The 14726-nt window shown below is 61.9% G+C and carries 12 protein-coding genes; 5 read left to right on the top strand and 7 right to left on the bottom strand.

All coding sequences use genetic code 11. From position 1 onward, the window contains the following. The 5 genes from QRN36_RS06845 to QRN36_RS06825 are packed head-to-tail and all read left to right on the top strand — an operon-like array spanning position 1 to position 5943. On the top strand, positions 1-1215 hold the full coding sequence (locus tag QRN36_RS06845) for a glycosyltransferase family 4 protein (protein ID WP_285423354.1): 1215 nt from the start codon (positions 1-3) through the stop codon (positions 1213-1215). Next, a complete protein-coding gene (locus QRN36_RS06840; RefSeq protein ID WP_285423353.1) occupies positions 1206-2303 on the top strand; it encodes a glycosyltransferase family 1 protein in 1098 nt (365 codons plus the stop codon). The genes QRN36_RS06845 and QRN36_RS06840 overlap by 10 nt, the downstream gene beginning before the upstream one ends. Then, positions 2303-3700 carry an O-antigen ligase gene (locus QRN36_RS06835; RefSeq protein WP_285423352.1) on the top strand — a complete coding sequence of 466 codons (1398 nt, stop codon included), beginning with the start codon at positions 2303-2305 and terminating at the stop codon, positions 3698-3700. The genes QRN36_RS06840 and QRN36_RS06835 overlap by 1 nt, the downstream gene beginning before the upstream one ends. Next, positions 3697-4518: an acyltransferase gene (locus tag QRN36_RS06830; protein WP_093467528.1), complete on the top strand. Its 822-nt coding sequence runs from the start codon at positions 3697-3699 to the stop codon at positions 4516-4518. Before QRN36_RS06835 ends, QRN36_RS06830 begins: the two co-directional genes overlap by 4 nt. Before the next feature lie 9 nt (positions 4519-4527). Then, positions 4528-5943 carry a lipid II flippase MurJ gene (locus QRN36_RS06825; RefSeq protein WP_285423351.1) on the top strand — a complete coding sequence of 472 codons (1416 nt, stop codon included), beginning with the start codon at positions 4528-4530 and terminating at the stop codon, positions 5941-5943. Positions 5944-6018: 75 nt separating this feature from the next. Here the strand turns inward: QRN36_RS06825 and QRN36_RS06820 are convergent, their stop codons facing one another. The 7 genes from QRN36_RS06820 to QRN36_RS06795 all read right to left on the bottom strand — a co-directional run bounded on the left by QRN36_RS06820 (position 6019) and on the right by QRN36_RS06795 (position 14651). After that, the gene (locus QRN36_RS06820; RefSeq protein WP_093467522.1) at positions 6019-6396 is read right to left on the bottom strand and encodes a VOC family protein; all 378 of its coding nucleotides are present in this window, start codon (positions 6394-6396) and stop codon (positions 6019-6021) included. A 112-nt stretch (positions 6397-6508) separates the two neighbouring features. Beyond that, on the bottom strand, positions 6509-6778 hold the full coding sequence (locus QRN36_RS06815; RefSeq protein WP_285423350.1) for a PAAR domain-containing protein: 270 nt from the start codon (positions 6776-6778) through the stop codon (positions 6509-6511). Next, a complete protein-coding gene (locus tag QRN36_RS06810) occupies positions 6775-8313 on the bottom strand; it encodes a DUF2875 family protein (protein ID WP_285423349.1) in 1539 nt (512 codons plus the stop codon). The genes QRN36_RS06815 and QRN36_RS06810 overlap by 4 nt, the downstream gene beginning before the upstream one ends. Beyond that, entirely contained in the window at positions 8310-8792 is a 483-nt protein-coding gene (locus tag QRN36_RS27535) for a hypothetical protein (protein WP_373568711.1), read from the bottom strand. Before QRN36_RS27535 ends, QRN36_RS06810 begins: the two co-directional genes overlap by 4 nt. Before the next feature lie 48 nt (positions 8793-8840). Beyond that, the gene (locus QRN36_RS27530) at positions 8841-9983 is read right to left on the bottom strand and encodes a DUF2875 family protein (protein WP_373568710.1); all 1143 of its coding nucleotides are present in this window, start codon (positions 9981-9983) and stop codon (positions 8841-8843) included. Further along, entirely contained in the window at positions 9983-12025 is a 2043-nt protein-coding gene (locus tag QRN36_RS06800) for a DUF3274 domain-containing protein (protein ID WP_285423348.1), read from the bottom strand. The genes QRN36_RS27530 and QRN36_RS06800 overlap by 1 nt, the downstream gene beginning before the upstream one ends. Positions 12026-12080: 55 nt before the next feature. Then, positions 12081-14651 carry a type VI secretion system Vgr family protein gene (locus QRN36_RS06795; RefSeq protein ID WP_285423347.1) on the bottom strand — a complete coding sequence of 857 codons (2571 nt, stop codon included), beginning with the start codon at positions 14649-14651 and terminating at the stop codon, positions 12081-12083. Positions 14652-14726: the final 75 nt, after the last annotated feature.

The raw sequence follows: 14726 nt of genomic DNA, 5'->3' as shown, positions 1-14726 counted from the left end.
ATGCGCATCCTCTGGACATTGCCCTATCTGCCATGGCCGACCACGAGCGGCGGCAAGACCCGGCAGTTTCACCTGCTGCGCAACCTCGCCGCGCGCGGGCACCGGATCACCTTGCTGGTGCAGTCCAAAACCGAACTGGACGACGACACTCGTGCGGCCCTGGAACCGTGGCTGGAGCGGCTGATCGTCATCCCGCGACGTTCGCTGCGCAGCCTGCGTACCTTGCTGGCGGTCGCGTTCGCACGACCGCCGATGCTCGCCACGGTCAACGGTTTCGCGCCGCAACTGCAGCAGCAGTTCGAGGCGCTGTTGCGCGAGGAATGGGACGTCATCCAGATCGAACACAGCTACAGTTTCCAGCCGTTCGAAGCGCCGCTCAAACGGGCCGGCAAGCCTTTCATCATGACCGAACACAACGTCGAATCGGGGCTGGGTGCCGCCAGTTATCACCACTTCCCGGAATGGGCGCGACCGTTTACCCGGTTCGATCAATGGCGCTATCGGCAATGGGAAGCGCGTGTGTTCGGCCAGACCCGCGAGCTGATCGCAGTCACCGAAGAAGACGCCAAGGGCCTGGCGCGCCTGACCTCGCGGGCCACCGCCGTGGTGGTCAACGGCGTGGACTGCGACTACTACGCGCAGGTCGTTCCGGATCGCTACAGCCGTCGGCTGCTGTTCATCGGCAATTACGAATACGGGCCGAATCTGGATGCCATGGAATGGGCGCTGGAGCACATCATGCCCAAGGTCTGGCACCTGGACCCGATGGTGCGCCTGACCATCGGCGGCTACGCCCTCCCCGACCACTGGCGCGAGCGCTGGGCCGATCCGCGCATCGACTGGCTGGGGTTCGTCCCGGACTTGCGCACGGTGCAGAGAGAAGCGGCGATTTTCTTCGCTCCATTGCGTGAAGGCGGAGGCTCCAAACTCAAGGTGCTCGAAGCCATGGCTGCGGGCCTGGCCGTGGTAACCACCGAACAAGGCAGCTCAGGACTGAACGTGGTCAACGGCACGCATTACCTGGGCTGCGAAGACGCCGACGGTCTGGCGAAATTGCTCGCCGAGGCCATCGAACAGCCTCATCTGCTGACCGCCATCGGCGAGGCGGGCCGCGCCTACGTGCGCGAGCACCACGACTGGTCCGTGTCGGCGGCACAGCTGGAAGGCATCTATTCCCGGGTTCACCGTCAGGAGGAAACCCACGCATGCGTGTAGGACTGGACTATCGCCCCGCCACGGGCTTTCCCAACAGCGGCATCGGCCGTCAGAACATTGCGCTGGAAGAAGCGTTTCGCGCAGCCCCGGACGTGCAATTGCAGCTGTTCAGCGTGGCGCCGCAGGATCATCCGGTGCGCCGCATCGCCCACTGCCCGCGCCGGCTCACGCCCCTGAACGGAATCCATCGGCTGCCCGAACGGCTGCGGTTCGAGGCGCAGTTTCTGCCCCAGGCCCTGCGCGACGCGGAGGTCGAGGTGTACCTGGCCAATCTCAACATGGGCCTGCCGATCGGTCGCAAGCCGCCGGGTCTGCGTTACATCCTGCAGCTTCATGACCTGTTTCAGCTGACCATGACCAACGCCCATGGCTCGAAGCTCAAGGCGATGATTTATCGCCAGACCGACAACCTCTCGATCGGGTATTCCGTGCGGATGGCCGACCGGATCTGGACGCCGTCGCAATTCACCGCCGACGAAACCGTGCGCCTGTTTCCGCAGGCGCGGGACAAAGTGCGCGTGCTGCCCAACCTGGTCGAGGGGTTCAGCAGTGAGCCCGCCGAACTCGACTCGCCGTTGCCCGAGCGTTACTGGCTGTGCGTCGGCACCCGCGAGCCGCGCAAGAACATTCCGTGGTTCGTCGAGGCCTGGCAGATCGCGCGTCGGCAATTCCCGAAAACCCCCGATCTGGTGCTGGTGGGCGGCAGTGAAGGACTGAGCAGCGCTCAGCGCGAAACGCCGGGGCTGCACATCGTCAGCGGCATCAGCGACGGTCAGTTGCATCACGTCTATCGGCAAGCCGAACGACTCTGGCACCCCTCGTACGGCGAAGGCTTCGGCCTGCCGGTTATCGAGGCATTGGGCGTGGGCACACCGGTGGCCGTGGCGAGCGGTTCATCGCTGGATGAAGTCACACCGCCCGACAGCCCGCGCTTCTCGCCCCAGGATCTGCCAGCGCTGGTGCGCCTGATGGGCGTGCTCTCGACGGCCGAGCGCGAGGAGCCCGCGCCGCTGCAAGCCTGGGCGCAGCGGTACGGCGTCGACGCGTACCGCCAGCGTTTCAACGAGTTGCTGGAGGAGCTGCGCTGATGCCACTGGCGATGCCCGTAGGCGCGATCATTGCGGTGCTGTTCGGTCTGCTGGTCTGGCTGCTGCCGGCGCTGAAAGTGACGGCCGCGCTGATCGGCGTCGCGAGCTTGCTGGCGGTCATTCGCCGGCCGTTGCGCGGCTTGCTGCTGTTCGGCGTGCTGGCGACCTTTCTGCCTTACGCCACGGTGCAGATCGGTATCCGCACCACGGTGTCCGAAGCGCTGCTGATGCTGGTCTGGGCCAGCCTGATGGCGCATCGGGTGTTCGCGTTGTACAACCGCCCGCTGATCCTGCTGCGCACCGAGCGCTGGATGCTTGCGCTGATGCTGTTCAGCGCGCTGCCGTTCGTGGTCGGTCAATTGACCGTCAACGCCGAGGGCAACGGGCCGATCAACTGGGTGCGCTGGCTGTTCAACCTGTCGCCGCTGTTTCTGGTGCCGCGCCTGCTGGCCGACGAGAAGTCCCGTGAGCAAATGACCGTGGCGCTGTTGCTGGGGACGTTGGCCTTGCTGCTGCTGTCGATTCCGGTGTACCTGAAGAACGGCAATTCCACGGCGATCATCTCGATCATCGGCAGCCTGGGTTACAGCAATCTGGACAGCCTCAACGAAGGCCTGGCCGGCTTTTCGACGCGGATGTCGACGCCCTGGACGCACCCGAACATATCCGGCGGCGCAATGGCCATGTTGCTGCCGCTGGCGTTCTGCATCGCCGTCACTCGCCAGGGCCTGGTGCGTTTGCTCGGCATCGCCGTGGCGGTGCTGGCGCTGGCCGGTCTGTTGTTCACGGGCTCGCGCGGGGCGCTGGTAAGCCTGGTGCTGGTGATGTGCTGGATGGCGCGCAAGCGCGTGCCGTATGTGGGGCGAATGTTGATGGCCGGCGTGTTCGTCGGTGCCCTGCTGCTGATGTTCTATCCGCCGCTGCAGGACCGTCTGCTCGGACTGTTTTCAAGCCACGACGCCAGTACTGCGGTGCGGTTCGACGAGTATTCACACTTCCCGGATGCGATGAAAATGTTCCCGCTGGGCATCGGCTTCAAGGTCGACCCGCCCGTTCCGGGCACCGGCCTGTGGGGCATTTCCAACCTGTGGCTGAACTACATCTACAAACTGGGCCTGCCGGGCATGCTGTTGTTCGTTGCCGTGACGGTCAGTTGGTGGAAAGAAGCGCGCCTGCCGCGCAACATCGTCATCCTCAACCGCGACACCGCGCTGTGGCTGGGTGCTCGTACCGGCGTGATGGCCGCGCTGCTGAGCGGCTTCTTTGACCACTATTTCAGTTTTACCACCGTGCTGATTGCGCTGTTCTGGCTGCTGCTGGGACTCAGTCTGCATGAAGCCCGGCGCCTGCGATTGAAGGCGCAGGTCACGACTTTGGATTCGGGGGAACGAACATGAAACACCGCATGATGCACTCGCACAATCTGCGGCAGGCGCTGCCTGAATATGCACGCAAGATGGGGGTCAGCACCGAGGAGCTGGAGAGCGCGTACGACTGGATGCTGGCGAACGAGGTGTGCTTCGAAACCCAGATCAAAGACAAGACACTGTGCTTCATCAGTTACCTGAACATCGAGCCGCGCATCGAGCAGCCGCTGGCCCGGCGCTTCTACCGGCTGCTGGCCAACGAGACGCCCGGCGCGCTGATTCCCCTGTACGGCATCAATTGGCCGACGCTGCGCGACCGCATGCTGCGCACCTGGGAGCAAGCCTACAACATCCTCATCTGCAAGATTCCAAGCCATACCCTGAGGCTGTTCTGGCTGCGCATGGGCGGCGCAAAGATCGGCAAGGGTTCCTCGGTGTGGCGAAACACGGAAGTGCTCGGCGTCGACGGGCTGACCATCGGCGACGACAGTACCGTCGGCTGGCATTGCCAGCTGGACGCACGCGGCGGGCTGATCATCGGCGATCACGTGACCATCGCCTCGCATGTACTGATCATTGCCGGTGGACACGATCTCAGGGCGCCGGAATTCTGGGCCGTGGGCGGACCGATCTACATTCACGACTACGCCTGGATCGCCAGCCGCGCCCTGCTCTCTTTCGGCGCGGACATCGGCGAAGGCGCCGTGGTCGGCGGCGGTTCGGTGGTTTCAAAACCGGTGCCGCCTTACGCCATCGTCGGCGGACCGAACGCCGAGATCAAAGGCGAACGGGTTCGCGGCCTCAACTACAAAGTGGGCGGCAAAGGCCTGTTCACTTTGTTCCACTGAGGCGGCTGCGTGTTCGGCTCAACGCTCTGGCTGACGCTGGCCACACTCACGGGGCTGGCCGCAGGTTTCGCCCGAGAGTGGCTGCTGGTGGCGGCCTGGGGCGCGGGCGGACGCAGCGACGCTTTTCTGGTCTCGCTGTTTCTGCCCGAAGCGTTGCGCATGGCGCTGGCGGCGGGCCTGCTCAGCGCCGCGGCATTGCCGCTGTATCAACAACGTTCGGCGCTGCAACAGCAGCAATGGCTCGGTGCACTGGCGCCGCGCCTGCTGCTGTGCGGGCTGGGGTTGAGCCTGTTGCTGAGTCTGGGCGCGCCACTTTGGGTGCGCCTGATCGGGCCGGGGCTGGACGATCAAGGCTACGCGCTGGCGGCCGGCTCGCTGCAATGGCTGGCGTGGTCGGCGCCCGGTTTTCTGTTGCACGGCCTGCTGTGCGTGCCGCTGCAAGCCCGTTCGCGATTCGTGCTGGCGGGCCTGGGTTCACTGCTGTTCAACCTGCCGCCCGTGCTTTACCTGGCGCTATTGCGTCAGCAGGCGACGCCGACGGGTCTGGCGTGCGCCTGTCTGCTGGGCAGCGTGTTGATGCCCGCCGCGCTGTTGCCGGGTCTGCTGCGCGATGGCTGGAAACCCTGGCGTCTGGGCCGGGAGCCCGGCGCGGGACGGGAGTTGCTGCAACGCATCGGCCCGCTGTTGAGCAGCAATCTGGCCAGCCAGGGCCTGGCGCTGCTGGAGCGCATGGTCGCTTCCTTGCTGGGGGAAGGCGCCGTCACCTGGGTCAATCTGGCGCGCAAACTGATCAACTTGCCACTGATCGCCCTGATGAGTCTGAATCAGGTGCTGCTGGGCCTGATGAGCGGGACCGAGGGCGATCAGCGCAAAAGCCTGCTGCGCAAGGGCCTGAGCAGCGCAACCCTGTTAACGGTACCGGCGGTGGCCGGGTTGATCGGCGCAGCCGGCGCGCTGGTGGCGCTGCTGCTGCCCAATCAGGCAGCGGACGGCCCGCTGCCCGGCCTGCTGGCGTGGTTCGCGGTGCCTCTGATGTTCGGCGCGTGGAATGCCCTGCTCGCCCGCTTTGCCTACGCCGCCGGCGACACGCGCCTGCCATTGCGATGCGAGCTGGCCGGCAGCCTGCTCAACGCGGTGCTGCTGGCTGTGCTGCCGTTTTTCTTCGGGCTGATCGGCATTGCCATGGCCGCCGTGTGTGGCGCCATCCTCACCGGCCTGCTGTTGATGCGCAGACAGGACTTGTTGAACCAGTTGCCGTGGCGTCAGCAATGGCTGCTCGGCGCCGCCATCATGCTGTTGGCCGCGACCGTGTTGCACCCGCTGAGCAACATCTGGCTGCAACTGGGCCTGAGCTGCGCGTACGGCGCGATGCTGCTGGTTGCCCTGGCGTTGTGGCTCAAACCGTGGCGTGGCGCCCGAGATTGACCGCGCCTTCTCGCAGCATCGTGCTGAGCTGAGCTGAACTGAGCTGAGCTGGGCTGAACTGGGCGAACGCGACGATCAGGCCGGTTCGGCAATCTCGATCAGGTTGAGGTCCGGGTCACGGACGTACACCGAACGAATCGGTCCAGTCGCGCCAGTGCGTGCGACCGGGCCCTCGATGATCGGCCATTGCGCCTCGTTCAATCGGGCAATCACCTGCTCCAGCGGAATCGACGCGATGAAGCACAGGTCCAGCGCGCCAGGCGCCGGCACATGCGCCTTGGGCTCGAACTCATGCCCCCGCACGTGCAGGTTGATCTTCTGATCGCCGAACCTGAACGCCCTGCGCCCCGCGCCGAACGTCTCCAGTTGCATGCCCAGTACGCGGGTGTAGAAATCCACCGTGGCGTCGGCATCGACAGCGGTCAGTACCAGATGGTCGAGGTGATCGATCATGAAAAAAAGACTCCGGGAGGCTGCGGGCTGGTTGGGGGCATGAACAGGATTCGCTGCGCCAGCTTACACCTGACGCAGCAATGGACACCGCAGACACGTGCGTTTGCCTTTTTCAAAGCACGCTGAATGACTGGGCGTGGCGAGCGATGGCATGGCAGCCGCATGCCAGACGATGACCCTGCATGACGACGCGTAACCCGTTCATGATGTTTTTTGAATCGCCTTCGATGAAAGCAAAGACACCCCCGTGCAGCGGGCATGTGGCCTTGTCCCCTACGACCGCAAAGGTCTGCCCCTCAACGACGGAAGGGCCGCTCAGTTGACACTCGATCACTTCGCCGCCGCTGCTGGTGGCGTCTCCCAGGCATATAGGATGATTCATGAGCCACCTCCAGGCGCGCCGAATTTGAAAGGGTCGGCCCAGCGGGTCTTGGCGTTTTTCGCCTTTGTCGCCTCGCTGGGCGGGCGGATCATCTGGATGGAGACGCTGCCGTCGGCGCCGGAATAAACCACGGCACTGACGCCGCCTTCGAAGTAGCTGGCGATGGTTGCGAGGTTGATTTCCACCAGCGCGCTGCTGACGCCGGTGTTGCCCAAACGGCGGCCGATGTCGTAGCCCTCGTCGACATTGCCCACCTCAATGCCGGTGCCATCGACATTCAGGCCGTGCAGTGCCTGGGTCAGGGTGATTTCGCCTTCGACATTGTCGGTGCTGTCATAGAACACGCGGACCGGTTTCTCCCCATTTGGCAGCGTGTTCAGCGCCGCTTGCCAGCCCGTTTGCAGGGCCTTGGCGCGAAGAGCGGGCTTCATCGGCGTGTCGTTTTCGTCGGTCATCGAAACTTTGACAGGCCGGTGCAGATAGCCGAGCGTCGGCGTCTCGTCGTACTCGTCGATCTGGTGCTGCGCCCAGCGTATCGGCAGCCATTTGGTCGGGCGGAAATCGCCTGGGCCACGGTTAGTGATGGTTTTCCAGAGTTCGGGGAGTTGGGCATGCCAGTAGGTGCTGGACATGGTGCCGGGGGCATCTGGATCGATAGCGCCTTCCGCCCTCTTGGTCGCTTCGTAGACTTTCCGAAACTCGGGGGAATGTTTCCAATAGAAGAACCAAAGCTTGCTCAAGTCAGTGGATTTATTTTGGTTGTCTTCCTGCTGTCGAACAGCGTAAGGGCGCAAATAGCGATCCACACGATCAGTTCGGGCCACGAGCAGTCCGGTCATGCTTTCGAAAACGGTGGGCACGTAGTAGCCGTTTGGTAACCCGCGAGTACCACGGACGCGATACCCGCTCCGCGTTTGGTCGCCGTCGCGGCTGAGGACCAATGCTTCCGGCACTTCGGAATTCTCATCGAAGAACTGGAACAGCTTTTCGATCATGCGTTGACTGTGGGTTGTGTTCTCTGCGTCCTGCCAAAGAAAGAGCGTGACCCCAAGCGTTGCGGCATTGCGCGCGGAGATGATGCTTCCCGCCGCGCGATCATCCGTGTCATCTGGCTGTTTGGGAGGGGCTATCGCGAAGGTAGGCAGAGGCCAGTAAGCGACAGCGTCACGGGCAGAATGTCTGGCAGCAGCCCGTATATTGATACTTGCACCGTTGAATCTGCTATCAGCAGTCGCCGGATAGTCTATGGGGTTGTTGGAATGAATAGACTCGAAGTTGCTGTTTTTCTTTCTGATCATCTTCCAGATCGTTGACTGTTGATTCTCGTCGATTGCTAACCCTGCAGCCTTGATCTCCAGTGAGAACGTCTGATGAGCCTTATCTTGCTCGGCTGACAGAAGGGCGTTTATATGCTGCGCCTGCGTCTGCTTTTCAGCGCGATCTTGCGCCATGGCTTTCCCCGCCCAATGAACGCTCATCACCATCAGGACGAGGGCCATAATGGCTGTGCCTACCTGCCGAGCTTGCTGTGTCATGAGGCACCTCCGGGCGCGCCGAATTTGAAGGGGTCGGCCCAGCGGGTCTTGGCGTTTTTCGCCTTGGTTGCCTCGCTGGGTGGGCGGATCATCTGGATCGAGACGCTGCCATCGGTGCCGGAATAAACCACGGCACTGACGCCGCCCTCAAAGTAGCTGGCGATGGTTGCGAGGTTGACTTCCACCAGTGCGCTGCTGACGCCGGTGTTGCCCAGACGGCGGCCGATGTCGTAGCCCTCGTCGACATTGCCCACCTCAATGCCGGTGCCGTCGACATTCAGGGCGTGCAGTGCCTGGGTCAGGGTGATTTCGCCTTCGACATTGTCGGTGCTGTCATAGAACACGCGGACCGGTTTCTCACCATTTGGCAGCGTGTTCAGCGCCGCTTGCCAGCCCGTTTGCAGGGCCTTGGCGCGAAGAGCGGGCTTCATCGGCGTGTCGTTTTCGTCGGTCATCGAAACTTTGACAGGCCGATGCAGATAGCCGAGCGTCGGCGTCTCGTCGTACTCATCGATCTGGTGCTGCGCTCAGCGTATCGGCAGCCATTTGGTCGGACGGAAATCGCCCGGGCCGCGGTTGGTGATGGTTTTCCAGAGTTCGGGGAGCTGGGCGTGCCAGTAGGTGCTGGACATGGTGCCGGGACTGATGGGGTGAGGTACGCCTTCGGCTTTTTTCGCCTGAACGTAGACTTCATCAAATTTACGATCGCGATCCCAATAGAAAAACCACAGCTTGCTCAGGTCGGTCGACCTGTTTTGATTGTCTTCCCGCTGTTTAACAGCATAAGGGCGCAAGTACCGATCCACTCGGTCAGTTCGCGCCACGAGTAACCCAGTCATGCTCTCGAAGACGGTGGGTACGTAATAGCCGTTGGGGAGTCCGCGTGTGCCTGGGACACGATAACCAGTACGTGTTTGATCGCCATCGCGGCTGAGCATCAGAGCTTCGGGGACTTCGGAGTTGTCGTCAAAAAACTGAAAGAGCTTTTCGATCATGTGCTGGCTATGGGTCGTATTCTCTGAGTCTTGCCAGAGAAAAAGCGTGACGCCAAGGGTCGCCGCATTTCGCGCCGAAAGAATGTCTCCTCCCGCACCTTCGTCCTTGTCATCCGGTTGCCTCGGGGGCGCTATTGCGAAGGTAGGCAGAGGCCAGTAAGCGACAGCGTCACGGGCAGAATGCCGAGCCGCGGCACGTACATTAATCCTAGCTCCGTTATATCTGCTATCAGCGGTGGCCGGATAGTCTTGGGGATTATTTGAGTGAAAGGACTCAAAGTTATTATTTTTCTTTCTGATCATTTTCCAGATCGTTGATTGTTGATTCTCGTCGATCGCCAGTCCTGCGGCTTTGATTTCCAATGAGAAGGCTTGATGAGCCTTATTTTGCTGCGCTGCTAGCAAGCCATTTGTGTACTCCTGCTCTGCCTGCTTTTCAGCGCGATCTTGAGCGATGGCTTTTCCTGCCCAATGGACGATGAAAGCCAGCACTATGAAGGCGACGATCCCTGTTACCCCTTGGCGTATTCCCTGTGCCATATCCGTTATCTCCATGCCATCGGCGATTGATTGTCCATAGACGTGCCACACAAACCCCAGCCAGAGCGCGATAAGCAGGAGCAGGCACAAGAGGTAGGCTTTGATATTAGGAAGCGAACTTTTGAGCGTTCTCATCAGCGCTTGTCCTCCTGTCGCTGGCAATGGACCAGCGCCGGAGGTTTCATGGGGATCAGTTCCTCACATGGAAACTGACCTTTGTCGTAATAGATGTACGTAGCCTCTGCCAGCGCCCGGGCAGCCGGACTAAGCTTTTGCCAGCCAGGCATCTTTAACAGTGTTTCTTTGTAGAATTCTTTTTCGATCCGCCAATCCGCAATCGCAATCAGCACCTCGCGCATATCCCGATCATCCAGACACCTGGCCTGTCCGATCGCCACATCCATGGCCGTGACCCAACGATGGTTCTCCGGGCTGCGCAGGATCGCAGAGTGGTAACTGTTGTTATCCCATTCCGGATTGGCTTCGCCGTCCTGCCACCGGGACATCCGCGCCCGAATTTCGTTGGGCGTTTCTTCGCGCTCGATCATGTAATACGCCACGCGATTGTCATGAATGTCCCTCACCGCCCGTTGGCGCAGCTCGCGGGTCTGATCGTCCGGCTCCTTGCCGCTGTTCCAGGCGTCGCGGGCGGCGAGCAGATTGACCTGCACGCTGCGTTTGTCGACGTATCGCCACTCGAAGCGAGCGCGGGATTTACCGAGCGCGGTGTTCTGCGCCACGGCGTCGGGTTTGTCTTTGCCGGGCGTGTCGGGTGTACCGGTGACCGCTTCGCCGCCGAACATGTCGGGGGCGTGGCGCGGTGCCAGCGCCTCGGCATTGATCAAGCGCAGCTCACCTTTGTCCATGCCCGCTTCGGTGGCGAGCGAAATGGCGGCGTTGTGACCGGCACTGCGGCGTTCCTGGGCGGTGCGCAGCTCAACGTTGCCAGGCTCATCGCCGACCCAGACCGGCTGGTCGTCACGCAGCCGTTTGCTCCACAGGCGCTGATGGAAGCGCAGGGTTTTGAGGCGGTCCATGGCAGGCGTGCCGTCGGGCAAGGTGTCGGGCACACCGAAGGTGCCGATGCCGCTGACATCGCGCAGCGCCACAGTGGTGTCATCGTGACTGAAATACAGGTAGACCTTGCCGCGGTTGTCACGCTCGGGGAATACCACGGTGGACTGGTCAGGCCCCAGCCGCTGGCCTTGCTCCGCCGTCCATTTCGCGCCCGTGCGACCGCCATAACCGGGAGCCGTGGCCTGAATGTCGCCGAGCGGCGGCTGGGCATGGGGTTGGGCTGTGACGGCGGTGACGATATTGATCAGCGTGTCGAGGGTCTTCGAGTGCTTGGGTGTTTTGTCCGGCAGCAGCGAATACGGCGACGCGACCATGATCGCGCAGTCGGCACAGCGCTCGCCGCGATCCACCAGCAGTGCCTGAGCCAGAAGCGTGATTAACGTGCCCTGACTGTGGCCCATGACGGTGACGGTTTCATCCGGCGAGACGCGGCGAATTTCACTGATGAGCATCGCCAGACGATGGGCCGCCAGCACGAAATAACGACGGTGCGGGCTTTTGCCCATGTACAGCGTATTAGGCAATGCCAAGTTCGCAGCATGCCGTACGCCCTTGTCAAAGCCTGGGTCGTACATCTCGGGCAGGCTGTTGGTGGCGTTGTCGAAGAAGCCGCCACCCTTACCGAAATGCCGGTCCAGCCGATTGCCAAAAACGTCCTGATACTGGGTGCGCAGTTTGGTGGGCTCGCCATTTTTATCGCGCTGGATCTCTTCTGGCGCGGCCCTGTAGCCCCAGTAGAAAGGGATGAATACGCTTCGTGGTTTTTCTCCCCCGGTGCTGCGCTTGTAGAGGTAGGTATCAGGATCGTCGCAATAGTCTCTCTGCTGTTCGCTGCGATCTTTGGCTAGCGTCTCATTGGCCTTGGCATAATCAACGCCATACGGCTCCGCCGCCATATCGGGTCGGCTCAATCGCTCGTTAAGGCCCTGACACAACCCCTTCTCCACCGACTCATAGGCCGCGCCGGGATCGTTGACGCCGTGCAGGAAAATCACCACACCCGGCATGTCGCGGGGAATTTCGACCGGAGTGTTGCCCGGACGGTTGGGGATCAGGCGGGTCTGGTGAGTGGCGATCACACCCGGTTCCATGTTGTTCATGAGTTCACTTCCTTTTGAATCGTGTGTCGGCTGATGCCAGCGCGTTGATGTCGCGTCACTCGGCGACATCGCGATGGGCCGACACTTCAACTTTTTGCATGGTCTGTTTTTCGACAACCTGGGTAAGGCCCTCGGCGTCGGTCAGACCGCCGAGCATCGACCCGTCTTCCAGTTTCAGGCGGTAGGCGTTGCCTGCGGCAAGCGCCGGCTCCTGGGCGGAGTGGCCCGGGTAATGGAGCAGCAGGCGCTGGCTTGCGGGGTCCCGCTCGAAAGCCGGAACGTTCATGCTGTCGCTGCTGGCAGGCGCCCAGACTCTCTTACTGCTGTACATGCTCATCGTGCCGGGTGTACCGAGCTCGACGCCGTTGCCGATTTTGATGTAGCTGCCGTCGCTGGCGATCAGGCGAATCGTCGGGGCAGTAAGTACGATTTCGCCCTCGGTGGCTGAGGCGTGGAGGTTGTGCTGGGCGTTGAGGGCGATGTCGTCTTCCTGCGCCTGCACCAGCACCTTGCCCCGGTTGGCAATGGCGGTGATGCCGTCATCCTGGGCGAACGCGGAAATGCCTTTGCCAGCGTGCAGGTGCATGCCCGCGCCGCTGGTGAGGTGCAGATGATCCTGCGCGGTCGTGTCGTGATTCGCTCCTGCGTAATGCGCCTGTGACCCCGGTGTGGCGCTGACCAGTCCCGCCTCGCCGGTCAGGGCAATCATCGGTTCACCCTTTGCGTTGCTGTCAGGGGCCGGCCATTGCTCAAGCGCCTGTCGCAAGCCGTCTAGCCCGCTTTGATCAAGGGGCTGGGCGCCCCGCGCGCTCGCGGTTTGCCCCAGTGAAGCAAAAAGCCCGGCGCACTCGGTGAGCAGTTTGAGCAGGTCGTCGCGCTCGAGCTGGTTGTCTTTGGCGCGATGTTTTGCATTGGCCGTGAGCAACAGTCCCTGCGCAGCACGCACGGCAATCGCGGCATCGGTGCGCAGTTCCGCGCCATTGCCCAACGGCTGTGCCTTGCCGTTTTCACGCGGCGTGACAAGTCGCCCCAGGTTCAACGCACTGGCCTGATGCGAGGTGGCAAGCCGGGCGCGGGGCGAGCCGCTGGTGTCATCGAGCAGCAGCTCGTTGTGACCGACGCCTTTGTGTTCACGGGTCTTGATACCGGACAGCGCCTTGTTGCCCGGCAACCCGTGCACCGCGCTGAAGCTTGGCGTCGGCTGAACGGCGTTATACAAGACGCCGGTCACCACCGGGCGGTCAACGTCGCCACCCATGTGCTGAACCATGACTTCCTGACCGATGCGCGGCAGGAACTGATGCCCAAAGCCCTCGCCCGCGCTGGGCATCGCCACACGCAACCAAGTGGTGTCCTGCGCATCCGTCCGGGGACTCGCCGAACGGCCATCATCGCGGCGCTGCCAGTGAAAGCGCACCTGGATGCGGCCCATTTCATCGGTGAAGATTTCTTCGCCTTCGGGGCCTACCACGATGGCGGTCAATGGACCTGCAATGGTCGGTCGGGCAATCGTTCGCTCAGGCGTGAACACCACTTTGCTGCGAACGCAGGTAAAGGTATTGGCGTAATCGGAGGGTTTGTCGGAGCGGTAGTTATTGCAGCCCTGATGCTCGACCCTCAGCAGCAGAAACTGGCGATCCTCCAGCGACCCATGGTCGTGATCAAAGTGTTGCGTAAGCTCGAAGGTGTACCCCGGCAGCATGCTCCGACAATGACTGGCGCCGGTGAACACCTTGCCTTGCAGCTCGATGTTTTCCACGCGGCGACGCAGCAGCGCCTCGCCTTGGTCGTAGTCGCGATGCGAGTACGCATCGGTGTGCACGTACACCTCATAAGCAGGCGCGTCGCCCTGCTCGTTCAGGTTAGTCATGCTGACGATCAGCGGATTGGCAGGTTGCTTGTAATCGAAGGTCTGAATGGCAACGGCGCCAGGCTGAAAGTGGCGATGGGCGCTCCATTGGGTGATTGCGTCAGCCGTTTCGGTGACAGCGGCGCTGTGATACCGAATGCGCGGTTGGCCAGGCAGGGGCAGCAGGCTGGGAGAGTGATCGCTCACGACCATGCAGTGACCTTGCGCACTGTGCTCGAAGTAGAAAAACAAGCCGTCACCTTCCAGCAGGCGGAGGACGAAATCCAGGTCAGTCTCGAAATACTGGGTGATATAGCTGTGGGTTTTGAGAGGCTTGAACAGCCGGAACTCGAAGCGCGGCACGGCGCCATACCCGGACAGCACCGCGCGCACGATGTCCTCGACCGTCTGATCCTGAAAAATGCGCGAATCCTGACGTCGACTCAGGTGCCATAACCACGGGACAAGCGTGGCCGAATAGCGAGCCAGACCGCCATCGGTGGACTCGAAGCTGAAGCGGCTGATGCAGCCATCAATGAAGCGGGTGCTGCCGTCAGCCAGCTCAATCTGGAGCTGCGCAGGCTGGCCGATCAAAGACTTGAGGGCGATACCTGCGCTCTGGGAAAGCAATCCGAGCTCGAAGCTGAAGAGTTCCGACAGCGCTTCACTGCCCGAGAAGGCGTCGAGCAACAGCGTTTGCTCATTGTTCAGGGCCGTGACGATTTTGATCAATCGGCGATGTTGCGAGGTACACAATGCAGCCAGTTCCATGGGCATGATTCTCCTGTGGCCTGATGAATGTCAGGCCAGACGAAGGTGAATAACGTGCGTCCATGCGGTTTGTTCTGCGGC

It is taken from the genome of Pseudomonas sp. efr-133-TYG-103a, assembly GCF_030209235.1.
In the GTDB taxonomy this organism is placed as follows: domain Bacteria; phylum Pseudomonadota; class Gammaproteobacteria; order Pseudomonadales; family Pseudomonadaceae; genus Aquipseudomonas.
This window is presented reverse-complemented; position numbering and strand designations above follow the sequence as displayed.